Source organism: Pantoea sp. X-Soil-TKNS-1280, assembly GCF_059730475.1.
This window is the reverse complement of sequence record NZ_AP035963.1, coordinates 541,258-566,603: the sequence shown is the minus strand read 5'-3', so window position 1 is coordinate 566,603 and position 25,346 is coordinate 541,258. Positions and strand designations below refer to the sequence as shown.

General features: G+C 55.1%; 24 protein-coding genes. 14 read left to right on the top strand and 10 right to left on the bottom strand.

Going from position 1 to position 25,346, the window contains the following annotated elements:
- Positions 1–90: 90 nt before the first annotated feature.
- Positions 91–651, bottom strand: coding sequence for a DsbA family protein (locus tag AC6I8X_RS22575; protein WP_313682904.1), 561 nt, complete (start codon positions 649–651; stop codon positions 91–93).
- A 292-nt stretch (positions 652–943) separates the two neighbouring features.
- On the opposite strand from AC6I8X_RS22575, the gene AC6I8X_RS22570 reads away from it, so the two are divergent.
- Together AC6I8X_RS22570 and ahr are read left to right on the top strand one after the other, a co-directional pair.
- Positions 944–1,213 (top strand): hypothetical protein, encoded by a 270-nt coding sequence (locus tag AC6I8X_RS22570; RefSeq protein ID WP_208717844.1) that lies wholly within the window; start codon positions 944–946, stop codon positions 1,211–1,213.
- 106 nt (positions 1,214–1,319) lie between these two features.
- Positions 1,320–2,336 carry an NADPH-dependent aldehyde reductase Ahr gene (gene ahr, locus AC6I8X_RS22565; RefSeq protein ID WP_299450569.1) on the top strand — a complete coding sequence of 339 codons (1,017 nt, stop codon included), beginning with the start codon at positions 1,320–1,322 and terminating at the stop codon, positions 2,334–2,336.
- Positions 2,337–2,443: 107 nt separating this feature from the next.
- Here ahr and AC6I8X_RS22560 read toward each other — a convergent pair whose 3' ends face one another.
- On the bottom strand, positions 2,444–4,195 hold the full coding sequence (locus AC6I8X_RS22560) for a DUF2534 family protein (protein ID WP_497841179.1): 1,752 nt from the start codon (positions 4,193–4,195) through the stop codon (positions 2,444–2,446).
- A gap of 30 nt (positions 4,196–4,225) precedes the next feature.
- On the bottom strand, positions 4,226–4,624 hold the full coding sequence (locus AC6I8X_RS22555) for a DUF2946 domain-containing protein (RefSeq protein ID WP_313682896.1): 399 nt from the start codon (positions 4,622–4,624) through the stop codon (positions 4,226–4,228).
- A 187-nt stretch (positions 4,625–4,811) separates the two neighbouring features.
- Here AC6I8X_RS22555 and AC6I8X_RS22550 point away from each other — a divergent pair, with 187 nt between their 5' ends.
- Positions 4,812–5,753, top strand: a complete 942-nt coding sequence (locus AC6I8X_RS22550) for a D-2-hydroxyacid dehydrogenase (RefSeq protein ID WP_497841178.1) — start codon at positions 4,812–4,814, stop codon at positions 5,751–5,753.
- Between the two features lie 6 nt (positions 5,754–5,759).
- Here AC6I8X_RS22550 and glsB read toward each other — a convergent pair whose 3' ends face one another.
- On the bottom strand, positions 5,760–6,683 hold the full coding sequence (gene glsB / locus AC6I8X_RS22545; protein ID WP_313682892.1) for a glutaminase B: 924 nt from the start codon (positions 6,681–6,683) through the stop codon (positions 5,760–5,762).
- Positions 6,684–6,829: 146 nt separating this feature from the next.
- Between glsB and AC6I8X_RS22540 the strand changes: the two genes are divergently transcribed.
- Together AC6I8X_RS22540 and clcA are read left to right on the top strand one after the other, a co-directional pair.
- Positions 6,830–7,180 (top strand): cupin domain-containing protein, encoded by a 351-nt coding sequence (locus AC6I8X_RS22540; RefSeq protein ID WP_497841177.1) that lies wholly within the window; start codon positions 6,830–6,832, stop codon positions 7,178–7,180.
- A gap of 20 nt (positions 7,181–7,200) precedes the next feature.
- On the top strand, positions 7,201–8,592 hold the full coding sequence (gene clcA / locus AC6I8X_RS22535; protein WP_313682888.1) for a H(+)/Cl(-) exchange transporter ClcA: 1,392 nt from the start codon (positions 7,201–7,203) through the stop codon (positions 8,590–8,592).
- Positions 8,593–8,602: 10 nt separating this feature from the next.
- Here the strand turns inward: clcA and AC6I8X_RS22530 are convergent, their stop codons facing one another.
- A complete protein-coding gene (locus tag AC6I8X_RS22530) occupies positions 8,603–9,796 on the bottom strand; it encodes an L-talarate/galactarate dehydratase (RefSeq protein ID WP_497841176.1) in 1,194 nt (397 codons plus the stop codon).
- 191 nt (positions 9,797–9,987) lie between these two features.
- Here AC6I8X_RS22530 and AC6I8X_RS22525 point away from each other — a divergent pair, with 191 nt between their 5' ends.
- The 3 genes from AC6I8X_RS22525 to AC6I8X_RS22515 all read left to right on the top strand — a co-directional run bounded on the left by AC6I8X_RS22525 (position 9,988) and on the right by AC6I8X_RS22515 (position 12,915).
- Positions 9,988–11,001, top strand: a complete 1,014-nt coding sequence (locus AC6I8X_RS22525) for a LacI family DNA-binding transcriptional regulator (RefSeq protein ID WP_497841175.1) — start codon at positions 9,988–9,990, stop codon at positions 10,999–11,001.
- An 84-nt stretch (positions 11,002–11,085) separates the two neighbouring features.
- Positions 11,086–11,550 (top strand): heme-degrading domain-containing protein, encoded by a 465-nt coding sequence (locus AC6I8X_RS22520; protein WP_497841174.1) that lies wholly within the window; start codon positions 11,086–11,088, stop codon positions 11,548–11,550.
- 24 nt (positions 11,551–11,574) lie between these two features.
- Positions 11,575–12,915, top strand: coding sequence for an amidohydrolase family protein (locus AC6I8X_RS22515; protein ID WP_497841173.1), 1,341 nt, complete (start codon positions 11,575–11,577; stop codon positions 12,913–12,915).
- Positions 12,916–12,959: 44 nt separating this feature from the next.
- On the opposite strand, the gene AC6I8X_RS22510 is transcribed toward AC6I8X_RS22515, so the two are convergent.
- The 4 genes from AC6I8X_RS22510 to AC6I8X_RS22495 all read right to left on the bottom strand — a co-directional run bounded on the left by AC6I8X_RS22510 (position 12,960) and on the right by AC6I8X_RS22495 (position 18,147).
- The gene (locus AC6I8X_RS22510) at positions 12,960–14,273 is read right to left on the bottom strand and encodes a c-type cytochrome (protein WP_313682878.1); all 1,314 of its coding nucleotides are present in this window, start codon (positions 14,271–14,273) and stop codon (positions 12,960–12,962) included.
- Positions 14,274–14,275: 2 nt separating this feature from the next.
- On the bottom strand, positions 14,276–16,045 hold the full coding sequence (locus AC6I8X_RS22505; RefSeq protein ID WP_313682877.1) for a GMC family oxidoreductase: 1,770 nt from the start codon (positions 16,043–16,045) through the stop codon (positions 14,276–14,278).
- Positions 16,046–16,063: 18 nt separating this feature from the next.
- Complete coding sequence (locus tag AC6I8X_RS22500) at positions 16,064–16,792, bottom strand: gluconate 2-dehydrogenase subunit 3 family protein (protein WP_497841172.1); 729 nt, start codon at positions 16,790–16,792, stop codon at positions 16,064–16,066.
- Positions 16,793–17,133: 341 nt separating this feature from the next.
- Positions 17,134–18,147 (bottom strand): LacI family DNA-binding transcriptional regulator, encoded by a 1,014-nt coding sequence (locus tag AC6I8X_RS22495; RefSeq protein WP_497841171.1) that lies wholly within the window; start codon positions 18,145–18,147, stop codon positions 17,134–17,136.
- A 394-nt stretch (positions 18,148–18,541) separates the two neighbouring features.
- Between AC6I8X_RS22495 and AC6I8X_RS22490 the strand changes: the two genes are divergently transcribed.
- The 4 genes from AC6I8X_RS22490 (at position 18,542) to AC6I8X_RS22475 (ending at position 22,084) form a co-directional block, all read left to right on the top strand.
- A complete protein-coding gene (locus AC6I8X_RS22490) occupies positions 18,542–19,465 on the top strand; it encodes a substrate-binding domain-containing protein (RefSeq protein ID WP_497841170.1) in 924 nt (307 codons plus the stop codon).
- Positions 19,466–19,518: 53 nt separating this feature from the next.
- Positions 19,519–20,697: a Gfo/Idh/MocA family protein gene (locus tag AC6I8X_RS22485; RefSeq protein WP_497841169.1), complete on the top strand. Its 1,179-nt coding sequence runs from the start codon at positions 19,519–19,521 to the stop codon at positions 20,695–20,697.
- 9 nt (positions 20,698–20,706) lie between these two features.
- Positions 20,707–21,648: a sugar phosphate isomerase/epimerase family protein gene (locus AC6I8X_RS22480; protein ID WP_497841168.1), complete on the top strand. Its 942-nt coding sequence runs from the start codon at positions 20,707–20,709 to the stop codon at positions 21,646–21,648.
- 97 nt (positions 21,649–21,745) lie between these two features.
- Entirely contained in the window at positions 21,746–22,084 is a 339-nt protein-coding gene (locus AC6I8X_RS22475) for an ArsR/SmtB family transcription factor (RefSeq protein ID WP_084880468.1), read from the top strand.
- 46 nt (positions 22,085–22,130) lie between these two features.
- On the opposite strand, the gene AC6I8X_RS22470 is transcribed toward AC6I8X_RS22475, so the two are convergent.
- Positions 22,131–23,321, bottom strand: a complete 1,191-nt coding sequence (locus tag AC6I8X_RS22470) for a CynX/NimT family MFS transporter (RefSeq protein ID WP_313682861.1) — start codon at positions 23,319–23,321, stop codon at positions 22,131–22,133.
- Positions 23,322–23,568: 247 nt separating this feature from the next.
- Here AC6I8X_RS22470 and AC6I8X_RS22465 point away from each other — a divergent pair, with 247 nt between their 5' ends.
- Both AC6I8X_RS22465 and AC6I8X_RS22460 read left to right on the top strand, forming a co-directional pair.
- The gene (locus AC6I8X_RS22465) at positions 23,569–24,567 is read left to right on the top strand and encodes a type IV toxin-antitoxin system AbiEi family antitoxin (protein WP_313682859.1); all 999 of its coding nucleotides are present in this window, start codon (positions 23,569–23,571) and stop codon (positions 24,565–24,567) included.
- A complete protein-coding gene (locus AC6I8X_RS22460; protein WP_497841167.1) occupies positions 24,521–25,336 on the top strand; it encodes a nucleotidyl transferase AbiEii/AbiGii toxin family protein in 816 nt (271 codons plus the stop codon). Before AC6I8X_RS22465 ends, AC6I8X_RS22460 begins: the two co-directional genes overlap by 47 nt.
- Positions 25,337–25,346: the final 10 nt, after the last annotated feature.

The window sequence follows — 25,346 nt, the reverse complement described above, 5'->3', positions numbered from 1 at the left end:
TAAATAACGATTAACAGGATAAGCATAATGAGGCAAGGAGTAAACTATTGCGAAATATAGCGAAAGGCCCGACGACGCGGGCCTCGGGAGTCAGGCAAGAATACGTTTTGCCCAGGATTCGATCTCATCACCACTGCCAATATCCGCCTGCACCAGCCCATTGACAATAAAGGTGGGTGACACGTGGATACCGTTCTGGCGTGAATATTTGCAATGCCATTTGATTTCATTCTGCAATTCGGCACGGTCAAAAGGCTCGCGTGCATTGACACCGCTGTATTGCTCCAGACGATCGAGGAGCTGGTTCGGCGTGGTGTCCATATTGGGGCCGCGGGCGTGATCGGTGAACTCAAACTCTTCGCGGTGATCGGCCACTGCTTTCAGCACCGCTTTGGCGGCGGCTTTGCCTGCGGGCAGGGTGGACGCGGCAAGAATGTAGCGCACAATCAGGCCGGAATACATATGCCACGGCTGTGATTGCAAACGGATTTTCAGCGTCATCTTCTCTTCGCCGACCAGGTTTAATAACGCATCGAACTTATTAAATGCGCGCACCGAAAACGGGCAGGTAGGTTCGAGAAACACTTCAAACACCTTCGGGCCGTGGCCCCAGACCAGTGGATCGGCATGCAATGCGGTTGACTGACTCATCGTGACTCCCTTTAGAGAGAAAAAGTTTTCCTACTTTGACAAAGCGTTGCGGCGGCGACCAGCACAAGCTCAGGCTTTTTTGTTACAAAGCCATTCTCAGGTGTCATAATCCGTGCCAGATAAAAATCAGTTTACAGATCCGCGAGCTACGAAATTGTCAGGCGCGATGCCCTTTGCCAGCCAAATAACCAACTATAGTTATCCTACATTTTCGTTGTTTCAGGCGCTGCGACCGCCGCGCCTTTTTTTATTCATTTGCCCGGAGCTGAAAGAGATAAAAAAGAGGTTAATTGTGCTTGCCGAAATTTCCTGGAAAATCATCCATCAGGTTATCAATCAAACGATTGCGGAGATGGTGGATGAGCAGCAGACGCTGGATGTGTTGACCCTGCGTGGGCGGTTAAGGGAAATGGCCGAAAACGAGAGCGATGAAGAGATGGTGCTATGTTACTGGCAGGCGATGAAAGTGCTGACGCACCTGCCGCCGACGGTGACAGCCAGTCAGTTGATTGAGGCGGCGCGTAACGCCTTTCGCAGCCCGATTAACCATGACCCGTTTTAACGCTGCTTCGCAGCAGGTGCTAACATAATCGTATGATTATTCAGCATAATAATGGGGCGTGATTTGATAGACTCCTGTCATCAGAGACCAACCACTGAGGACAGCGATGAAAATTACGAGCTATGCCGCCATGCAGGCGGGTGAGGCGCTGGTGCCTTACGAATACGAGGCCGGCCCCCTGGCTGCTGAAGATGTACAGGTAGAGGTGGATTATTGCGGCGTCTGCCACTCTGATCTGTCGATGATTGATAACGAGTGGGGTGGTTCAACCTATCCGCTGATTGCCGGCCACGAAGTGATTGGCCGCGTGGTGGCGCTGGGGGACGCGGCGCAGAATAAAGGGCTAAGTCTCGGCCAGCGTGTCGGTATCGGCTGGACAGCCAAAAGCTGCCAGCATTGCGATGCCTGTATCACCGGTGACCAGGTTAACTGCGAAAACGGTAAGGTCTCCACCATCAATAACCACGGTGGATTCGCCAGCCATCTGCGCGCTAACTGGCAATGGGTGATCCCGCTGCCGGAATCGCTGGATATCGCCACCGCCGGTCCGTTGCTGTGTGGCGGTATCACGGTGTTTAAACCGTTGTTGATGAACAACATCACCGCGACCAGCCGCGTAGGGGTGATTGGTATCGGTGGCCTCGGTCATATGGCGATCAAACTGTTGCGCGCGATGGGGGCGGAAGTCACCGCGTTCAGTTCGTCTGCCGGTAAAACCGAATCGATTCTGGCGATGGGCGCTGACCGTGTGGTCAACAGCCGTGATCCAGAGGCGCTGAATGCGCTGGCAGGGCAGTTTGATTTGATTATCAGCACTGTGGCGGTGGATCTCGACTGGAAACCCTATTACCAGGCACTGGCGCGTCAGGGCAAGTTCCACACCGTGGGTGCGGTGATGAAGCCGTTTGAAGTTCCGGCATTTAGCCTGATTGTTGGCGATCGTGCGGTTACGGGTTCTTCCACCGGTTCACCGGGTCAGCTGCGTGCGTTGCTGAAACTGGCATCACGCGTTGATATCGCGCCGACCGTGGAAGAATTTCCGATGTCGAAAGTGAATGACGCGCTCGATCATGTCCGTGCCGGTAAAGCGCATTATCGCGTGGTGCTGAAGGCTGATTTTTAGCAGGACATGCGCGATAAATCGCGCCGCTACAATTCATGTACTGGTTCGTAGCGGCGCGATTCATCGCGCTGTTTTTCTAATCGCGCTGCTACGGTTCGTGCGGGGTATTAACCCTGCGCATCATCCTTTTCGCCGAGGAAAAAGTACCACAGCGGAATCGACATCAGCGCGGTAAACACCGTAGTGTAGAGCGCGATCATAAAGCCCTGGGTCAGATACATGGTCAGTGACCAGCGGCTGAACGGGATACCATATTGTTCAATCACGCCACCGATAATCGCATTACTCATCACCGTGCCGACAATCAGCGCCAGCACACACAGCCCATACAGGAAGTGACGCATCTCCTTGCGTTTCACGGCAAATCGGGCGCGAATAATGCCAAGCGGCGATTGCTGCGCGGCCAGCAGCACCTGCGCATCAACCGGTGCGCGTTGCTGAGCACGGAAGCGCAGGATATCGACCAGCAAAAACGCCAGCAGACTCACGCCCATGACTGGCAGCGCATAACCGAGCGCCAGTGCCAGCAGCAAACAGGCCCCTTTGGCATAGTGTGGTAACGCCAGCCAGGCGGCTGTCAGAGTCTGGGTCGGACTGGTTTCTGCCTGCTGTGGACGACGCAGCCACCACATGCGATAACCCAACACAATCATGGTGCATAAACCCAGACCGAAGGCCGCCAGCAGCAGCTGATTTGCCAGGCCGAACAACACCCCCATGTGCGCATCCACACCCCAGCGTGTCAGCTTCGCCACCAGCGGGAAACGATCGAAATACACATGATCGACGATGGTGAAATCCTGTGGATTCACTGACACGGCATCCACCTGGGTAGGCCAGCTGCGATCGATTTCGCTTACCGTCCATGCCTTATCCGTATTTTTTGGCTGACGTAACTCCAGTTTGGTAGCCGAAATTCCCGCTGCTCGCGCTGCGTGCAACGCGCGATCCCAGTCGCCATCGGCGACATTGACCGGGCCATGTTGTACCGGCATCGCCATCATCGACATATCCATACCCGGCATACTTTGATGGTCGGCATGGGGGTCGGCGGCCATCGCAGGTTCATCGTGGTTGAGCGCGGTGTTGACCTGTGGCGTCAGCCAGTTCAGTTCGGTGCGCCAGCGATCAATATTGCCACCTGCCCATTGCGACCAGGTCAGTCCGGTGACGGAGAAAAACAGTAAGCCCAGCAGCAGCGTCAGGCCAAGGGTGATGTGCCAGTGTCGGCTAAAGGCAAAGCGTCCACGTGGCGTTTTTGCCTTGCGGCGTGGACGCGTCCCCAGCCACAGCAGTACACCGCCGAGCGCCGCCACCCACAGCCAGGAAGCTGCCAGCTCGCTGTAGTTGCGGCCAAAGTCCCCCAACAACAGGCTGCTGTGCAGCAGGTCGATGGTCATGCGCAGTGGCAGCACGCCACTGGTGCCATAGACCGTCATATCGCCTTTCACCTGTAAGGTGTAGGGATCGATAAATACTGAACGTGACTGCGAAGCACCGAGGGAGGGATCGCTGAACTGCACACGCGTGGTATCGCTGGCACCCGGTGCCGGGCGAACGGCATAGATACGTTGTTTCTCACCAGCATAAGCGCGGGCAGCGGCGATTTGTGCCGACAAGGGTTGTGCGTGATCACCAGGCTGAACACTTAACGCGTCTTTATACAGCACGTTTTCCAGCTGGGGTGTCAGCACATACAGCGTGCCGCTCAGCGCAGCGATAAAGATAAAAGGGGCGACAAACAGGCCGATATAGAAATGTAAGCGGCGTAGCAAATTAAGCACCGCGCCGCGCGGTGCTACAGAGTGAACAGCAGACAAAGCCGTCTTCCTTGCGATAAAAGAATGCTCAAGCGTCATCCAGCGGGATGCGCTACCGATTGAATCATGTCAGCAGGAGAGAAGGGCAGGCGGCGCGCGCGGTCGGTGGGTTGCGACTTGACGACGGGTCACCGGCGCGATGACGCAGGGCAGCGGTGGGGCGCGGGAAATGACCAGCATCAGCCAGATGAAGGGGATAAACACCCACATCATCAACGGCACATGCACCAGCAAATCACAGTAGCCACAGGCGAATTCGCCATCGTCCATCATATGATGATCCATGCCCGGCATCGCCATATCCGGCATGGCATCGTGATGCATAGGCATGTCGGCCATCATGCTTTGCATGTGGTTCTGACGTTCCAGCAACGTTTTCGATACCACCGGCGCAACAAACAGCAACAACACCGCCACGATGGCGATGCAGGCAGTCAGGCGCTGGCGAATTGCAGACGAAAACATCATGGCGGAAACGGAGGTTACTGATTAAATTGGGCGGAAGTGTAACGCGATTACCTGTGATGGGTTAAAAAAACTGAAGGTATTGAAGAAATAATTCGCATCTTTTGAAAAAAATCACGTAACACTCAGCTTTTGTTAACCTTAATGCAACCTGGCAAGATCAATAGAGAAACATTAAAGCGGAGAAGCAATGAAGATTGTCACCCTTGACGGCGATACCCTGCCGCGCGCGCCACAACGTCCCCAATGGTGTACCGACTGGCAGTATCGCGCCACCACCTCGCTGGCGGAACTGGTCCATGTGCTGCATGATGCGGAGATGGTGATCACCAACAAGGTGCCGTTACGCGCTGATACGCTGCGCCAGCTGCCCGCCTTACGTTACGTCTGCGTGGCAGCTACCGGTTATGACTGCATCGATCTGGCGGCCTGTCGCGAGCGGGGCATTGTCGTCAGCAACGTACCGGGCTACTCCACGCGCAGCGTGGCGGAAGGGGTGATTGCGGCACTATTTGCCCTGCGACGTCATCTGGTGGACTACGTCAACAGCACGCGTAGCGCCTGGCCTGCCTCATCGCATTTTTGCGTGCATCGTCAGCCGATCCAGGACATCTATGGTGCGACCCTGGGGATCATCGGAAAAGGCGATATTGGCCGCGCCGTCGGCGAGATGGCTCAGGCGCTGGGGATGAAAGTGTTATATGCCGACCGTAAAGGCAGCAGCGTCTTGCGTGATGGGTATGTGCCGTTTGAGCAGGTACTGGCGCAAAGCGATGTGCTGACGCTGCATTGCCCGCTGACGCCAGAAACAAAGCAGCTGATCAATTTATCCGCGCTGGCGCAGATGAAGCCTTCCGCCCTGCTTATCAACACTGCGCGTGGCGGTCTGATCAACGAAACCGAGCTGGCCCACGCCCTGCGTCAGGGGGTGATTGCCGGGGCGGCGCTGGATGTGCTGACCAGTGAACCACCTGCTGCCGATCATCCGCTATTGCAACCTGATGTACCTAACCTGATGCTGACGCCGCATATCGCCTGGGCCAGCCAGCAGGGGGTGACCAACCTGCTGCGCGGGATCGAGAGCAATCTTGCTGGCTTCTGGCAGGGCACTGCGCAGAATGTGGTGAGTTAAGCGCGATCAAAAAATCGATCGTCCCAGCCGTTCCGTCAGCATCTCCAGCATCATCGTACCTGCCAGTGAGTTGCCCGTGCTATCCAGCGCGGGCGACCACACCGCGATACTCATTTCTCCGGGGATGACCGCGATGATGCCGCCGCCTACGCCGGATTTTGCCGGCATTCCCACACGCCAGGCGAACTCGCCCGCACCGTCGTACATGCCGCTGGTCATCATCAGCGCGTTGACCTGACGTGCATGACGCGGTGAAATCACCGTGATTTCATCACCGAGGCTGCGTCCATGATTCGCCAGGTAGAAGAAAGTGCGTGCCAGTTCGGTGCAGCTCATCGCCATCGCGCAGTAGTGGAAATAGGTTTCCATCACTTTGCTGACATCGTTGTGGAAATTGCCGAAGGATTTCATCAGCCAGGCAATGGCGGCATTGCGTGCCGAATGTTCATATTCGGAGCGAGCCACTACCCGGTCATAATTGATGCCATTGCGCTGCGCCAGGCGGCGCACAATCTCCAACATGCGCTGACGCGGTGCCGTGAGTCGGCTTTCCAGCAGGTCGCACATCACCAGCGCCCCGGCGTTGATAAAGGGATTGCGCGGTTTGCCCTGTTCCAGCTCCAGTTGCAGCAGCGAATTAAACGCCTGGCCGGAGGGCTCTTTGCCGACGCGCTGCCAGATTTCCGGCTCGTCATATAACGTCAGCGCCAGGGTCAGTGACAGCACTTTCGAGATCGACTGAATGGAAAAACGGGTATCGGCATCCCCAGCCTGATAACAGGTGCCGTCGGCAACATAAATTGCGATGCCTGCCTGATCGGGTGATACCCCCGCCAGCGCGGGAATATAGTCCGCCACTTTTCCCTGCCGGGTCAGCGGGCGAACCTGTTCGATAATCTCTTCCAGCAATGCGTTACTGAGTTCAGACACTTTTATGCTCCGTGCATAGCCATTCTGGCCGGGGATGATCGTGACTTGCCGCCTGCGCGTCAATCAGTGACACAAAAAACTGTGAGCAATCAGGGTGAAGCCTGCGTTACAGTGCATTGATTATGCACCGATAATGAGACATCACCATGTTAACCAATCTGTTGCAGGCCTTCCCTGCGGCGGCCCAGGCAGGCAGTGCTGAAACCTTCGAGCAACTTTTGCAACGTCCCAATCTGCGTATCGAACGTATCGTTTCTACCGGCCAGGCCAGTCCGCCGGATTTCTGGTATTGCCAGACGCAGGGCGAATGGGTGTTGATTGTGCAGGGAGAAGCCGGTTTGCAGCTTGAGGGTGAAGCCGAACGGCAACTGCGCCCTGGTGATTTTGTTGATATCCCTCCCGGTTGCCGTCATCGTGTGAACTGGACGGCACCCGATCAGCCCACGGTATGGCTGGCGATTCACTACGGTGAGTTGCCCAATGTAGAAGAACAATAAATTTTAAGATAGAGGATGGCATGTCTGTGACACAAGATTCTGCGCAGCCGGAAACGGTGATGCGCGCGGGGCGTTTTTTGTTGCTGCAACGGCTGATGCGGCGCGATAAAACCCCGGTAGCGTTGCTATTACTGGCGGCACTGGTCGGCATTTTGACCGGCCTGGTGGCGGTAGCCTTTGATAAAGCAGTGAACTTTATTTTTCATTCACGGCTGAATTGGCTGGCTGATCAGGCGAGCAATCCACTGCTGAATGTGCTGTGTGCTTTCTTTGCGGCCGCCCTGTTGGGGGCGCTGGGCTACTGGCTGGTACGACGCTTTGCGCCAGAAGCCGGGGGCTCGGGCATCCCGGAAATTGAGGGCGCGCTGGAAGAACTCAGGCCGGTGCGCTGGTGGCGCGTATTGCCGGTGAAGTTTATCGGCGGGATGGGCGCGCTCGGGTCGGGCATGGTGCTGGGGCGTGAAGGTCCGACGGTGCAGATCGGTGGCAATATTGGGCGTATGTGTACCGATATGTTCGGGGTGCGTTCGTCAGAAGCGCGTCATACCTTGCTGGCAACCGGTGCGGCTGCCGGGCTTTCTGCCGCGTTCAACGCACCGTTGGCGGGGATTCTGTTTATCATCGAGGAAATGCGTCCGCAGTTCCGCTACAGCCTGATTTCTATTAAAGCGGTGTTCGTTGGTGTGATTATGTCGAGCATCGTGTTCCGCCTGTTTAACGGCAATGAAGCGATTATCAACATTGGTCAGCTTAAAGATGCACCGACGTCCACCTTATGGCTGTATCTGCTGCTCGGCATTCTGTTTGGCGGCTGCGGCGTGGCGTTTAATCGCCTGATTTTCTGGACCCAGGATCAGTTCCAGCGGCTGCATCACGGACGTACCGCGCCCTGGGTGTTGTGGGGCAGTGTGCTGGCGGGTATTTGTGGTGTGCTGGGATGGATACTGCCGGAAGCCATCAGCGGCGGCATCACGCTGATCCCGGATTTCTCTGCCGGACACTTCACCGCGCTGGGATTATTTGCCCTGTTCGCGTTACGCGTGGTGATCACCATCTGCTGTTTTGCATCTGGCGCACCCGGTGGAATTTTTGCGCCGATGCTGACACTGGGTACCCTGCTTGGTACCTGTTTTGGTCAGCTTTGCGCGCATTGGTTTCCTGGTTATCAGCTGGAAGCGGCGACGTTTGCCGTCGCCGGAATGGGCGCGCTGTTTGCCGCCTCGGTGCGAGCACCGCTGACCGGCATCGTGCTGGTACTGGAGATGACCAATAACTATCAGCTGATCCTGCCGATGATCATCACCTGCCTTGGAGCCACGCTGGCGGCGCAATTTTTTGGTGGCAAACCGCTGTATTCGTCGTTACTGGCGCGCACGCTGGCGAAAGCCCAGCGCCGCGAAAATGCGACGTAGCGGCTGTCGTTCAGGGCCGTTTACCCACGCTGTGGGTAAGCGTGGTCCATTTACGCGCCTGTTCACTCAGGCTGAAACCGAGGCCGTGGCGGTCAGAAATCAGCATGCGCCCATCACGCAGTTCCAGCTGTTCATTGAATAGCGGATTGAGCCACTCAAAATGTTCCAGCCAGGGTTCAATCGGGTAGGCTGCCGCCAGATGGATATGAATCTCCATGGCGAAATGCGGGGCCAGCTTGCGTCCGTGACGGGCCGCCAGATCCATAATCTTCAGAAACGGCGTGATACCGCCGACGCGCGGTGCATCGGGCTGGACGAAATCGCTGGCGTTGCCGAGGATCAGCTGCTCATGTTCGCGGAAGCTGGTGAGCATCTCACCGGTGGCAATCGGGGTGTCCAGCGCGGCGGTCAGGGCCGCGTGCCCCTCAACATCGTACGCATCCAGGGGTTCCTCAATCCAAACCAGATTGAATTGTTCCATTTTGCGGCCCATGCGAATGGCGGTTTCGCGATCCCATTGCTGGTTGGCATCGACCATCAGCGGGAAATCATCGCCCAGCGTCTGACGTACCGCCGCCAGGCGACGCAGGTCTTCTTTGGTATCAGGCTGGCCGACTTTGATTTTAATGCCGCCAATACCATTCTCGCGTGAAATGGCGACGTTCTTCAGCACCTGATCGAGCGGGGTATGCAGGAAGCCGCCCGAGGTGTTGTAGCACTGCACCGAATCGCGATGCGCCCCGAGCAGTTTTGACAGCGGCAGGCGGGCGCGTCGTGCTTTCATATCCCACAGCGCGATGTCGAAGGGTGAAATAGCCTGCACGGCCATGCCGCTGCGGCCCACGGATGCGCCTGCCCACAGCAGTTTGGTATAGATTTTATCGATATCGTTAGGATCTTCTCCGAGTAACGCATCGGCGATTTCGCAGGCGTGAGCATAAATACCCTGGCCTCCGGCACGTTTGGAATAGCTGAAGCCGATACCCTCAAAGCCATCACGCGTGGCGATTTCCGCCACAATGATCGCGACTTCGGTCAGTGGCTTCTGGCGTCCGGTCAACACCTTGGCATCGCTCACTGGCGTTGCCAGCGGCAGAAAGGCCAGCGATAAATTGACCCAGACGATACGGTCGCCACTTTCGGCAGCGGTGGCGGCACCCTGCGCTTTGGCATAAGTCACTGCGGCGGAATTAACACCTGACATGCGAGTCTCCTGTTAAAATGATTGCGCTAACATTTTTGCTTCGCAAGGACTATGCGCCATGATGTTAGGTCATTAATGTTCACATGATCACATTTTTGGTATTGCGATGAAAAAAATGATAGCCCTAACATTTACCGGGGAACACCGTTTTACGTTATGCTAGCCGCTGGTTTTCTCCAGGCTAAGTGGCAATGAAACAACGCAATCTGGCGCGCAAAGGTGCGCCCACGCTGGAAGATGTGGCACGGGTGGCCGGTATTTCACCGATGACAGTCAGCCGTGCGCTCAATTCGCCACAGCAGGTCCGGCCCGCTACGGTTGAAAAGGCGCTGGCCGCCGTGCAGGCCACCGGCTATATCCCAAACGCGCAGGCGGGTAGTCTCGCCACCAATCGTAGCCGTTTGATTGCCGTGGTGGTGCCGCAAATTAACAACAACATGTTTGTTGATACCATCCAGAGCCTCAATGACACCCTCAGCGCGCAGGGTTATCACATGCTGTTGTGCGTGACCGGCTATGAGGCCGAAACTGAGGCGGAAACCGTTGCCACGTTGCTATCGCGACGGCCCGATGGGGTGGTGCTGACCGGTATCCATCACAGCAGCCAGCTGAAGAAGGTGTTGTTGCAGGCCGGTGTACCGGTGGTGGAAATTTGGGATATGACACCCACTCCCATCGACATGCTGGTCGGCTTTTCTCACGAAAAAGTCGGCGCATGCGTAGCGGCCTATCTGGCGCAACGTGGGTATCAGCGACCGGCGTTGATCTGGACTGACGATCAGCGTGCATTGCAGCGTAAGCAGGGTCTGCTGGAGGCATTAAAAGCGCAAGGCATCGCTCTGCTTGTCGATGCTCCGGTCGCACTGCCCGCGCTGATGACGCGTGGTCGTGAAGCCTGTGCTGAGGTATTGGCGGCCCACCCCACGGCAGATGTCCTGGTATGCAGTTCCGATACCCTGGCGCAGGGGGCGCTGATGGAAGCGCAGGCGCGCGGCCTGGTGGTTCCCCAACAGCTGGCGGTGATTGGTTTTGGCGATCTCGATTTTGCCGCCGCTAATTTTCCGGCGATTTCCACGGTGCGTATCGATCGTCAGGCGATGGGCAGGCTGGCCGCACAACAGCTGCTAACCCGGTTGCAAGGCGAAGCGGTGACCACGCCGATTATCGATATGGGTTTTACCATGATTCCCCGTGATTCGGGTTAAGGTGCGTGATCCTCATCACTGGTGAAAAATATTTTCCATGTTATAAATTGTGGAAATTTTATTTCATATGGAGAGGAAACCCTTATGTCATCATCGCTTAGCCTTGAAACCCTGTTGCAACAGGAAGCGGAACACCGTCTGCCGCAGTTTGACTTCGATCTGGCCTGGCAAATCGGTCAGAGCATTCAGCAGCGTGGCCGCGAAGCGCAAGCACCCATCTCGATTGAAGTCTATGCTTTTGGTCAGGTGCTGTTTCTGGCGGCGTTGCCAGGATCCTGTCCGGATAATCTGGAGTGGATGCGACGCAAAAGGAATACCGTATTGCGTCATGGTCACTCTTCAATGTATGTGGGGCTGCTTAACGAGCAGAAGGGCGAGCGGATGGATCGGCAGGCTTTTATCAGCCAGGCGGATTACACCGATCACGGCGGCTCTTTCCCGTTGCTCAATCCTCAGGGCGCGATTATCGGCGCTGTCAGCGTCAGCGGTTTACCTTCTGAAGATGATCACGCGTTAGCGCTATGGGGAATTGCCCAGTTGCTGCGCTGATCGCTCAACCCGGGAGAAGTCAACATGCACGAGAAAACCCTGGTAAGTGGTTTGCTGTTAATGGCATCCAGCGCGATGGCCGCCGATGACCGCCTGTTAATTAAACATGGTTATGTGATGACCATGAATGCGCAGAATCAGGTTTACCCTGATGCTGACATCCTGATTGAAGACCGGCGCATCGTGGCGATAGGCGAGGCGTTGCCCGCTAGCGGTGCGCATGTGATTGATGCTCGTGGTGGCTATGTGCTGCCAGGTTTTGTCGATGCCCATAATCATTTATGGGTCACGACCATGCGCGGCCAGTTTCGTAACGCGCAGGGTAAATTTTTCCCGGTCAGCAATAAGCTGGGGCAAAAAATGCAACCGGGTGACATCGAAACGGCGATGTACACTGGCGCGCTGGAATTACTGAACAGCGGCGTTACTACCACCGGAGATTTCTTCGATAATATCCAGGGGCCGGCATGGGGAGATGCCGGGTATCAGGCGCTTAAACACGCCGGTATCCGTGCCATCATGTATTACGGCGGGCCGGATAAAACCACGCACCATCCCATTGATCTTACCCATCTGCGTCAGCTGGCACAACGCCAGGACAGTCTGGTTTCGCTTGGGCTGGCCTGGCGTTTGCCGCGTAATCTTAACGATGCACAGAACTGGCAAATGCGTGATGCGGAACTGAAGCTGGCGCGCGAGTTACGGTTGCCGATTCAGGTTCACGTCAGCGGCGATCATGACGCGATGTTTAATGCACTGATCGAGCATCATATTCTGGCGTCGGATATGGCGGTGATTCACGCCACCGATGCCACCCCGCGACAACTTGAGGCGGCACAAGCAGCCGGGGCCAGTGTGGTGATCACGCCGGTCAGCGAGCAGCGAGTGGGTTATGGTCTGACGCGCATCGATCATTTTGCTGCGGTACAGCATTTTGGACTGGGCCTGGATGGTAACGCGCTGGCCGGTAGCGGCGATATGTTCGCCTCGCTGCGGCTGGCTGCACTGACTTTCAGCGGGGCGACCCGCGACGAAACCCTGCCTGACCCCATGCAGTTGCTCCGCAGCGCAACGCATGGTGGTGCCGAGGCGCTGGGATTGCAGGCGATAACCGGTTCCCTCGAACCCGGAAAACGCGCCGACATCCAAATCATCAGACCAGATACGTTGGCGATGAGCGGCTTTGGCGGTGGTGATCCCGCTGCGCTGCTGGTGTATTCGGCGCAGCCGGAGAATGTCGATACCGTGCTGGTGGAGGGGCGAATAGTTAAACAGGGAGGCAAGTTGTCAGGGGTGGATATGCAGCAAGTGATGCAGCGTGCGCAACAATCGGCACGCGAGGTGGTCGCCCGAGCGGTAGAATAAGCGAAAAGACTGACCATAAATCGCATGGTCAGCCTGATTAGCGGTTACTGCATTGCTGGCGTCTTCAGCTTATCTCCGGCACCGGTCATCTGGCGCAGTGTTGCCACATCGCTGGCTTTTACCTCAGCCGCCTGATTGCCCCACGAATTGCGCACATAGTTGAGCACATCTGCCATCTGCTGATCGTTCAACTTCCAGGCGAAGGCGGGCATCCCCGCAGCCGTTGGGCGATCTTCAGTATGTGGCGCACGCGCGCCATCCAGCAGCGCATGAATCATATTGGTGGGATCGTTAAGCATCGCTGTGTTACCTGCGAACGCCGGTACCATACCATGAATGCCTTCCCCGGCCAGACCATGACATGCCGAACAATCCACTTCATAACGTAAGGCTGCCTGATCACGGTGTGTTTTGTCCATGACGAAACCAGTCGGTTGCGGTGTGGCAGAAGCTGGCAGGCTGCGCAGATAGGTGGCGATAGCGTGCAAATCCTGATCGTTAAAATATTGTGTCGAATGCTCGACCGCTTCAGCCATCGGACCCGCCGCCACGCTGCTGCCATTGGAGCCGGTTTTCAGGTAATCGGCGATCTCTTCATCCGTCCACTTGCCAATACCGGCATGAGGATTCTGTGAAATATCCGGTGCATACCAGCTGCCGAGATTGCCACCCTGAAGATACTGGCTGCTGATCTCGCCACCAAGGGCATTACGCGCGGTGTGGCACACACTACAGTGCGCCGGGCCATCGACAATGTATTTGCCGCGATTCCAGGCATCGGTCTGGGTACTTTGTGGTTTAAACGCGGCATTATCGAAGAACAACAGGTTCCAGCCGGCCATCGCCAGACGAATGTTATACGGGAAATTCATCCCGGCATTTTCGTCGATGGCGTTTTTCACCGGTTGCTGCACGGAAAACCAGGCCCAGAGATCGTGCATATCCTGATCGCTGATCTGCGTATAGGCGGTGTATGGCATGGCTGGATAGAGGAAGCCATGCTCGCCACGTCCCTGGCGCACCGCGTTGAAGAAATCGCGCTCAGTCATCTTCCCGATACCGGTTTCACGATCCGGTGAGATGTTGGAGGTCAACAACGCACCGAAAGGCGTATCAATCTTATAGCCACCGGAAAAATCGGCGTTATGGCAGGCAGCGCAGTCGGAGAGGCGCATGACGTATTCGCCGCGTTTGATGGCGGCATCGTCGTTGCTGTGAAAATCCGCCAGCTGCACCTTATCATCTGCCACGTCTGAGCGGGCGCTATCCAGTACCACCCACATTCTACCGGTCACGCCAATCGCCGCGACTACCGCCAGCGCCGCGAGGGTATAAGTTATCTTTTTCGCCTTCGCCATGATTACGCTCCCACCAGCGGTGCCGGGTTTTTGATGTAAGTCTGGTGGATGGCTTGTGCCGCACGTACCGCCAGCGCACCCACGGTAACCGTTGGGTTGTAACCGCCATTGTTGGGGAAGGCTGATGCACCGACCACAAACAGGTTGTGGGCATCCCAGCTTTGCAGGTACGGATTCAGTGCTGAAGTGCTGGGATCAGCCCCCATCACTGCGCCGCCGATAGTGTGCGAGCTGTGTTGCATATAGGGGTTCCAGCTTTGTTCTGCCTGGTTATCCACCACCAGATGCTGGCCGCCCACTTCCTTCATGATGTTGATAGCGCGTTCGGTGACGTATTTCGCCATGCGCACATCGTTCTGGTTCCAGTCAAAGGTCATACGCAGCAGCGGCTGGCCGTGGCGATCTTTGTAGTTGGGGTCAAGATCGAGATACGCCTCGCGCATCGGCATCGAGGTGCCCTGGCAGAAAATGGTGCCCGCGGTCTGATAATCACGCGCATAGCCCGCTTTCCACTCGCTGCCCCAGCGTTTAGTCCCTGGACGCAATCCGTTCATGTTCTGAATCGGGCGGCCGTTGGTGGAGAAGCCCATAATTCCGGCACCACCAATAAAATCGAGGCCGCTATGATCGAAGTTATCGCCATTGAAATCATCGATTTGTACTGCCAGCGCGCCGCCGCCAATAAACGGGTTCATATATTCGTTATCGAAAAAGCCGGTGACGCTGGAGCAGGTCTGGTAGTTGTAGTTACGGCCAATGGTGCCGCGTCCGGTACGGGGATCGTACTGCTCACCCACTTTTGAGAGCAGCATTAAACGCACGTTGTCCATCTGATAGGCGGTGATGCAGACGATATCGGCAGGCTGGAAACCTTCCACGCCTTCTTTGGTGATAAATTTCACCCCTTTCACCGTCTTACCGTCATCATGCTTTACCGCATGCAGCACTTCCGTTTCCGTCAGCAGGGTGAAGTTGGGGCGACGCATCAGCACCGGCAAAATGCAGGCCTGGGGAGAGGATTTGGAAAAGTTGCCGCAGCCGTGGAAATCGCAGAAACCGCAGTAGGTGCACGGTCCCATGCTGACACCCAGCGGGTTAACGTAAGCCTGCGACAGGTTGCCCGCCGGAACGGTGAACGGGTTGTAACCCATCTTCTCCGTAGTTTGGCGGAATTTGCTCATCCAGTGGGTATCTTTCAGCGGAGGCGTCGGATAGTCGCGCGAGCGAGGTCCTTCAAACACATTGCCGCCTTTGCGACGCTCGCCGTTGAGATTACCGGCGAAACCGGAGGTACCGGCGATTCGCTCGAAGCGGTCGTAGTAGGGGGCCATTTCATCATAAGTGATGCCCCAGTCCTGCAACTGTAATCCCTGCATTCTGGCAGCGCCGTAGCGTTCACGGGTTTGCGTCGCGACCTGAAAATCCCACGGGGTAAAGCGCCATGACATCCCGGCCCAGTGCGTTCCGGCACCGCCGACGTTCCAGCCAAACTGAAACGCCGACCAGTTACGTACCGGTGCGGCCAGCTGATCGCTCCGGTTGCGAAAGGTCGTGGTTTCAACGCTCATCGGTTGCAGAATTTTACGCCGGGTATGGAAACGCAGTTCATCGGCATCAATGGAAACCGGGAAATCGGTGGAGGTATCGCGCCAGGCACCACGCTCAATTGCGACGACATTTAATCCGGCGCGCGTCAGTTCTTCGGCCATCACCGAACCGGCCCAGCCCAGGCCGACGATAACCACGTCAGCCTTATTTCTGATTTGTGACATTGACTCAGCTCCGGCGTATTAATCGTTGGGAATCAGACTGACGGGAATCAGCGCCAGGTTTTCGTTGCGGCGCTCAATATAAGGGCGATAGTCATAGCGTGCGCCGGGGAAGCCAATCATCTTCCAGCCCGCCATATTTTTATTGCCACCGTAAATCGGATCGGATAAATAGCCCTCACGCGCATTTTGCAGCATTAATTCAAAAAGCGCCTGGCTGTTTACCGTATTTCCCAGATCAATTTTGCCGTCTTCCATCTTTGTCAGAAAGTCATCGACTTGTTGCGCATTTAAAGTATGAAATGACGCCTGATGGTTTTTTTGTGCCCAGGATTCCAGTGCGGCCAGCCCGGTTAAATAACGTTCCTTCGGCGTGGAGAGAAATTGTGGGCTACCCATAATTTTCTCTTCATTTTCCGGGTGCAGCGGTGCGGCTAAATAAAGCGCCGCGCCGGAGCCATAATCGCCAGCCAGTTGACTATCGAGAAATTCAATACAACCGGCTTCACTGGCCGAGGGGCCGAGGTGATCGGCGGGAATTAAACGATCAAAAATTGCGGCCAGATTCTGGCGAACCAGGGGGGCGGTCAGTACCTGATAGCCCTGCTGCCACGCGGGCTGCGGCAGGTGATCGGCACTCATTTGGGTTTGCAGCGGGACATCATGTAACTCCTTCGCGCGCAACTGAGGGGCGACGGCAAGCGACGCCACAATCGAGCTGAGCGAAAAGAGCGCTTCTCTTCGGTTCATACATCTTTCCTTTCATCATTCCGTCTGCTGACGGATACGGCAGATAAATTTTACAGAGCACGACGTTCTAAACGGATGGCACGGCGATACCGCGCGATAAATAGCGTGCAGGCAACAGCGACGAATCGCATTCGTTATTATTTTCTCAGAAGGTATTTAAATACGGTCAGGGTGTATTGATATTTTTGACACACTTATCCGCAGGCTGTAATTTCCTGGCCATAAATAATAAAAATTTAATTGATATATTTTTTCATGCTGCCATCGCTGCGGGTCCTGACGGCAGCAATTCTGGCAGCGATATTCATGTCGTTGGCAGGATAACGCTCCTCCTTATTACCTTATGGCTTCAGGTGAGAGCGTCGTATACGCAATTCTCCCTGCGTCCAGACGCCGCCTGGGGTGGCACGTTCATCAATCAGCCGGTTTAAAGCTTCTTCAATTAATAAATCAATGCGCTGGCTATAGGTGGTGAGTTGCCAGCCGGGCAGAGCGGCTTCCTCGATACCATCAAAACCCACCACCGCCATATGTTTATTGCCAGCGCCCTCGCGCAAGGCTTCCAGCGCACCCAGCGCCAGTGCATCATTCTCACAGAACAACGCGTCAATGCGATCGGCAGGCGCGTGGGCATTGAGATACTTCGTCAGCACCGCATAGCTGCGCTCCTGGGCGTAGCCACCGGCCGTCAGCATCACTTCCAGCGTTAATCCCACTTCAGCCAGCGCCAGCTGTAGACCATCAAGGCGCTGCAAATGGTTGCTGCTGGTTTCCGGCCCGCGCATATAACCGAAGCGGGTATATCCCTGCGCCAGCAGCAGCTCTCCCAGCTGTTTCCCTGCGCGCTGGTCATCGATTTTCACCACATCAATACCCGGAACATCATTGTTGCGACACAGCTGCACCAGCGGGATATGGTGCAGTTCCTGTGCGATGTCCACCAGTTCTTCCGTCAATACCGTGCCGAGGAACAGCAACCCATCCACCTGCAATTGATCGGCCAGCATCATCACCGATTTATGATTCTCGCTATTGGTGATGTTGAGCAGCAGGGCCATGTAGCCGCGTTTCTGCAACTGGTTGGTTACCGTATCAATTAACAGTAGCGAATGCGGATTCCTCATCTCATCAATCACGACCCCAATAATGTGCGTCTTCTTTTGCGACAGACTGCGCGCCAACAGGTTAGGGCGGTAGCCCAGCTCAGTTGCCACGGCCAGCACGCGTTCACGCGCTTTGTCGGAGATTGACGCACCTGGCGTAAAGGCACGCGATACCGTCCATTTCGACACGCCCGCCTGGCGTGCAACATCGCTGGCGGTGGCTTTGTGGGGTTTTGTGATGGGTTTGCTCATAGCACCTGCATATCGGAGTTAGCGAAAGACCCCTGCATTGAACGTGAAACCCAATCGAAAATAAACACCCAAAGCGCGTTTGTGCGTCGAAACCTGTCGCGAAATAACCCTGTTTTTATGATGTTGCGATTATGTTTGATCTTTGCACCCGATTGCAATGTTTTTTGCAATCGGGTGCAAATGATTAACATTTTGTGATCGCTTCCGCTGATTTACGTTTTGCCGGATTGACTAAATTTTCGCCGTGGACGACATTTTCGCCAGTACCTCCCCTGAAGATATGACTGTCCGTCTCTTTTTTTTGCTCGTTTTGCACCCGGGTGCAAAATGGTGAAAATCAGCAGTGTCGTTCTTCCGTTCGGATCATAACACCATGACCCTACAGGAAATGACCATGAAGATTGTGAAAACGATAGTTCTGATATTAGGTGTACTCGCCATCGCCAGTGTGCAGGCTAAAACCTGGCAGGTGGGCGTTGCACTGGCCAATTTCGATCTCAATTTTGTCTCGATTCTGCGTACCCAGATGGTGCATGAACTGGATAGCTCCGGCATGAAAGGGCAGTTCTCCGATGCCAAAGGTGATGTGGCACTCCAGGTTCAGCAGGTGGATGATTTTATTAATCAGGGTGTTGACGCCATTATCCTCAACCCGGTGGATACCCAGGGGGTAAGGCCGATGATGGATGCGGCCAGACGCGCCAATATCCCGCTGATCTTTGTGAATCGTAAACCGGAGGTGAAGCTGGCTGGGCAGATGGCGTATGTCGGTTCCGATTCGGCTCTCAGCGGTAAGATGGAGATGGAAGCGCTGGCGCAACGCATGAACTACAAAGGTAATGTCGCCATCATCATGGGTGCGTTGTCAAATGAAGAGGCGCGTGAACGCACCCGCGCGGTGGAAGAGGTGATTGCTGCGCACAAGGATATGAAGGTGGTGGAAAAGCAGACCGCCAAATGGCAGCGCAACGAGGCGGTGGATGTGGTGTCCAGCTGGTTACTCAACGGTACGCCGATCGATGCCATTGCCGCCAATAACGATGAAATGGCGATTGGGGCCATCATGGCGCTGAAGCAGGCGAAAAAGGAACACTTACTGGTGGCGGGCATTGATGGCACGCCGGACGGTCTGCAATTTATTAAAAGCGGTGACATGGCGGTGACCATCTTTCAGGACGCGAAAGGACAGGCCACCGGTGCGGTGCAGGTCACCAGGGCGATGCTGGATAAACAGAAAACCGCCCCCTACAACTGGATTCCGTATGCCACGGTGACCCAGGCCAATTACCTGCAGTTTGAACAGAAAAACCAGAAATGAACCCTTACCTCTGACCTCAATTGCACCCGAGTGCAAATAATTAAGGAATGGCTATGCAAAACGGTGAAAAGAAGATCCCTCGTCCTTTACGCTGGGCAATGATTGGTGGCGGGCGTTTAAGCCAGGTGGGCTATAAACATCGCTCCGGCGCGCTGCGCGATAACACCGCTTATCAGCTGGTGGCCAGTGCGTTCGATATTGATGCGGAACGTGGTCGTGATTTTGGCGTCAACCTCGGCATGAACGCCGAACGTTGCTACGACAACTATCAGCAGCTGCTGGCAGAAGAGGCGCAGCGTGATGATGGCGTTGAAGTGGTGACCATCGCCACCCCTAACGGCACTCATTATGAGATCACCAAAGCAGCACTTAATGCCGGGATTCATGTTATCTGCGAGAAACCGCTGTTTTTCACGACTGAGGAAGCACGGGAAATTAAGGACCTGGCGGCAGCGAAGGGGCTGATTGTCGGTGTCACTTATGGTTTCTCCGGCCATCCTTTACTGATGCAAATGCGGGCGATGATCGCCAAAGGCGATATTGGCGAAGTACGCATGGTCGAACTGCAATACACCCACGGCTTTAGTGCCAGCGATAGCGCCGACAAATTCAGTGATGCGCAAAAATGGCGTGTTGACCCGAAAATCGCCGGGCCTTCTTTCGTGCTGGGCGACATCTCTACCCATACTTTCTATATCTCGCAACTGGTGTTGCCACAGTTGCATATCCAATCGCTGTTATGCGATCGCCAGAGCTTTATCCCGTCGCGCGCCCCGCTGGAAGATAACGCGCTGGTGTTGATGCATTACGACAACGGTGCCGTGGGCCGCATGTGGGCGTCATCGATCAACGCCGGTTCGATGGATAGCCAGAGCATTCGCGTGATTGGTTCGCGCGCCAGCCTGGAGTGGAGTGACTACAACCCTGGCGAGCTGAAATATGAAGTACAGGGACAGCCGAACCAAATACTTCATCACGGTATGCCGTATCTCGATGACAGCGCGCTGGCGGATGAACGCCTTGGTGCGCTGCACACCGAAGGGTTGGCGGAGTCATGGGCCAATATCTACCTCAAATTTGCCATTGCCATCAGCGCCACACAGCGCGGCGATCAGCAGACCCTCGACAGCCTGATCTATCCCGATATTAACGCCGGTCTGGAAGGGGTGCGCTGGATCGAAAACTGTGTCCGCTCGGCGGATAACGGTGCCTGCTGGGTCAACTATCACTAAGGAACCCTCATGAGACTCTCTTTTTGTACTGATAGCCTCGGGCATCTGCCGTTTGCAGCGATGCTGGATAAATTGCTTGAACTGGGCGTGTATGGCGTGGAAATGACCACCGGGGGCTGGTCATCGGCACCGCATCTGCGCACGGAAGCACTGCTCGCCAGCGCCAGTCAACGCCGCCAACTGCTCCAGGCGCTGGAAAGCCGTGGTATGACGATCGCGGCGTTGAATGTATCGGGTAATCCGCTGGATGTTGGCGAGCTGGGGCAGCGTCATAAGCGGGACACCGAACAGGCACTGGCGCTGGCCGGTGAGCTGGGCGTGGAGAAAATCGTGATGATGAGCGGCCTGCCGCCCGCCAGTCCTCACGACACCATCCCAAACTGGATCACTTACACGGTAAGCTGGCCGCCAACGCTGAAAAATTGCCTCGATTATCAGTGGAATGAGGTAGCGATTCCCTACTGGCTGGGGCTGGTGGAGCAGGCGAAAGCCAGCGGTGTGGCACGTTTCGCGCTGGAGAACTTTAGTTCGATGCTGGTGTGGAACCCGGAAACCTTGTTCCGTTTGCGCGATGCCGTCGGGCCGATGGTCGGTTTAAACCTCGATCCCAGCCATCTGTTATGGATGGGAGGTGACCCGATTGCAGCGGCGCGGGCGCTCGGCCCGGCGATTCACCATGTACATGGTAAAGATGTGCGACTGGAACGCGGGCTGGTGAATATCAACGGGCTGCTGGAAACCAAACCGGTGGAAGACGTTGCCCATCGGGCCTGGAACTATGTTGCGGTGGGCTGCGGCCAGGATCTGCAATGGTGGAAGGAGTTTTTCTCGGTGGTGCGCATGATGGGCTACAACGATTGGGTCTCACTGGAAATGGAGGATCTCACCATGTCCGTGGAGGCGGGTGTCACCTCGTCAATCGCCGCCCTGCAACAATCCATCAGTCAGTAAATCCATTCACACGGCGGGCGATAGCTCGCCGTGTTCTGTACATCCCGCCGCGTCTGCCCGATACTTCGTATTTATACGTACCATTGAGAGACAGCTTATGACCAGACATCCACCGCGCGCAGAGATTCGCCTGGAAAACGTGCTGGCGGCGCTGGGCAACCCGATGCGGATGACGGTGGTCAGCATCCTTGCCGATGGTGGTGAGCATACCTGCGGTTCGTTGTTGCAGGGCGTGTCGAAATCCACGCTAACTCATCACTGGCGCGTGTTGCGCGACAGTGGTGTGATCTGGCAGCGGCCCTCCGGGCGTGAAAACCTGTTGTCACTGCGCCGGGAAGATTTGAATGCCCGTTTCCCCGGGCTGGTGGAGGCTTTGCTGGCGGCAGCCGAACAGGATGCACTCACGCGCGCCACCCTCGCTGATTTTCATCCCTGAAGCAGGTTGCATTTGCCACAGAGTGGCAACAGCGGTACAGGCCTGATCAGAGATGGCGCGCCCGGCCTGCCAGGGGTGCCATCACCATTTGTATCGCGGCAATCACCACCAGCAATGTCAGCGGCAGCAGCCAGTTGCCGCTGACATCGTGCAACATACCAAAGCACAGCGGCCCCAGCGCCGCCAGACCATATCCTACGCATTGTGCCATCCCCGATAGCTTCGATGCCTGGCGATGATCCTGGGTACGGAGATTAAATAACGCGAGGCAAATCACCATTGATGCACCCGCACCCAGGCCCGCCAGTACCAGCCACAATAGCGCCAGCGCCGGAGCCAGCAGTAAGCCGGTTACCGCAATAAAAATCGCCAACGAAGCTGCAAAGCCAATGGCACGCTGATCGCGGAATTTTTTCAGCGCGCTCATACAGGCCAGGTTGGCGACAATCGCCACAATTTGATAGACGAACAGCATCCCACCGGCTTCCAGCTGGCTGATACCGTTGTCCTGCGCAAAGGGGGTGAACCAGCCAATCAGGGTGTAAAAGGTCAGCGACTGGCAGGCCATAAATAACGACACCTGCCAGCCGATGGCGGAACGCCACGGCGAGCGTGTCAGGGATTGGGCTGATGCGACATGAGGATGTACTGCGGTTTTTTTCAGGAGTGGCAGCCAGGCCAGCAGCGCGACCACCGCGGGGATTAACCAGACACCCAGGGCCAGATGCCAGCCTGCACCAGTGAGCTGCGCCAGTGGCACCGCCACGCCTGACGCGATGCTGGCGGTGATCGCCATGGTGGTGGCATAAAGGCCGATATAACGCGCGGTGTGAGCGGTGAAGTCGCGCTTGATGAGCGGTGGCAGTAAGACGTTGGCGGCGGCGATACCGGCGCTGAGCAACAGCGTACCGGTCCATAACGCGTTTTCACTGCCGCTGATGCGCAGCAGCGAGCCCAGCGTAATCAACAGCAGCGCCCCCCATAAACTGCGCTCCAGTCCGAAACGGTTGCCCAGCCAGGCCGCGGGTGGGGCGAGAGTGGCAAACATTAGCAGCGGCAGGAAATTCAGCACGCCTGCGGCGCTGGCACTCAGGCCAAAGGTCAGGCGAATATTTTCCAGCACCGGCCCGGTGGCGGTGATCGGCGTGCGCAGGTTGGCCGCAGTCAATAGCAACAGGAACAGGAAAAAGCCGGAACGGCGCAGGGCAGGGTTTGCAGAGAAAACAGTCTGGGTCAATTTTTCGCACCATAGAAAAAGTCAGAACAATTCTGCTCATGGTGCGTTGGTTGACGTTAACGCTTACGCAACGGCAGGTTGCCGTTGGGAGTTGGTGATACTAACGAGGCTGGGAGGGGATGTAAAGGGGGAATGCTTGCCAACGGAACAGGCATAAATCTTTAGGACGGTTAGAGTTGCAGAGTCAGCTTTTTGTTCATAGAATTACTTTGTTCATGAATCATGAACATTGATAAGGTGTGAACAAATGAACGAAGAACAGCTCTTATCAGATGCGATTGAAAACCTTGCTGATGGTTTTAGCCTGACTTATGTCAACAGTTCGGAAGGGGCAGGGCATGATTACTGTGCAGAACTGATAGCCCCAAATGGCGAGCGGGTTCATTTGGCATTGGAAGTAAAATATATTCATCGTAAGCAGACACTTTTGACTGCAAAAGAGCGAATGACACATGATGCAGGCGGTCTTCCGTGGCTGCTGGTATGTAATCGACTCACGCCTGACTTAGCTGCATTTTGTGCCTCACAAAAAATTAATTATCTTGATAGCGCCGGAAATACCCGTATCCAGGTACCAGGGCTGTACCTGATGGTAGAAGGACGGTATGAGAAAAAGACTGTGCCTTCGGGTAGCAAAATGGCTGAAGGTGTGATGAAGTTGCTTTTTGTTTTGTTATCGGATCCCGATACGTTAAATAATACCTATCGTAGTCTGGCGGAGTTATCCGGCATTTCTCTTGGGATGGTTAGTAAGGCTTTTGGCTATCTTGAAAATCAACGTTATTACCGTAAAGCTCAAGGCGGCAGGCGTCTGATGAAAGAAGATGAGCTGGTAGCATTATGGATTAATGATTATGCAAACGCGTTACGCCCCAAACTAAAGCAGTTATACGCAGACTTTCCCAAATCATGGGAGCAATTGGCACTTTTACCGGATGAATATTCGGGTGGAGAAATTGTCGCAGCAGAATTGAGTGAGGGATACTTACTTCCCAGTACGGGAATAGTTTATACCCCGTATCCGTTATTGCAACGCCGTAAAGAACTTGGCTTAAAACCTGCGCGCGATGGTCATTTTCAGTTAATAACATGCTTTTGGGGAGGTTTTAAACTGAATACCCGAGCTAAAACAATCTTGTGCCTGGCGGAGCTACTAGGCAGTGGCGATGATAGAAATCGAGAAGTTGCGAGGATTATTAATGACAAATATCTTAACCTTAACGAATCCGCTCTCTTCAGTTATTGAAAAACTGTTGGCTACTGTAAGTCGTGTTTGTAGTTCACAGAGTATTTCATTTTTTATTGCTGGTGCCAGCGCCCGAGAAATATTAATTCATCATGTTTATGGGAGAAGTGTTGGACGCCAAACTCGTGATATTGATTTTGCCGTTTTCGTTAATGGTTGGGAGCAATTTGAAGATTTAAAACAAGCATTCATGAAAGAAGGGGCTCGGGCCATAAAAGGAAACGCCCATCGAATGGTTGCGGAAGGTGTAGAGCTCGACATTATTCCGTTTGGCGGTGTCGCTGAAGATAAACAAGTTGCATGGCCGCCTGACCGGGAAATCATTATGGCAGTGGATGGTTTTGAAGAAGCGTATTTGCACACTGTGCGGGTGAAACTAAACAGTGGAGAGGTTCTGCCATTTTGCTCATTACCTGGTCTGGCTTTACTAAAGCTTTTCGCATGGCGAGATCGCGGAGCGGCAAATGCCAAAGATGCTACTGATCTTTACAAGATCATCGGTGAATACGGACTCATTGAAGATCAACGCATCTATGAATTACCGATAGACACTGAAAAATTTGAATGGGATCCAGTCCGTATGGGGGCATTTTTGCTGGGCAGTGATGTTGCAATCATTAGCGCGGGTGAAACTCATATGGCACTTCTCAAACTGGACAAAGAGAAACTCATTGATGCAATTGTACGCCAATCGCGTGATGGAAAGGTGCAGGAAATTGACCAGCTCATTAATGATTTTTGGCAGGGTATCCATACCCTCAGCTATTGACGTTACTGAC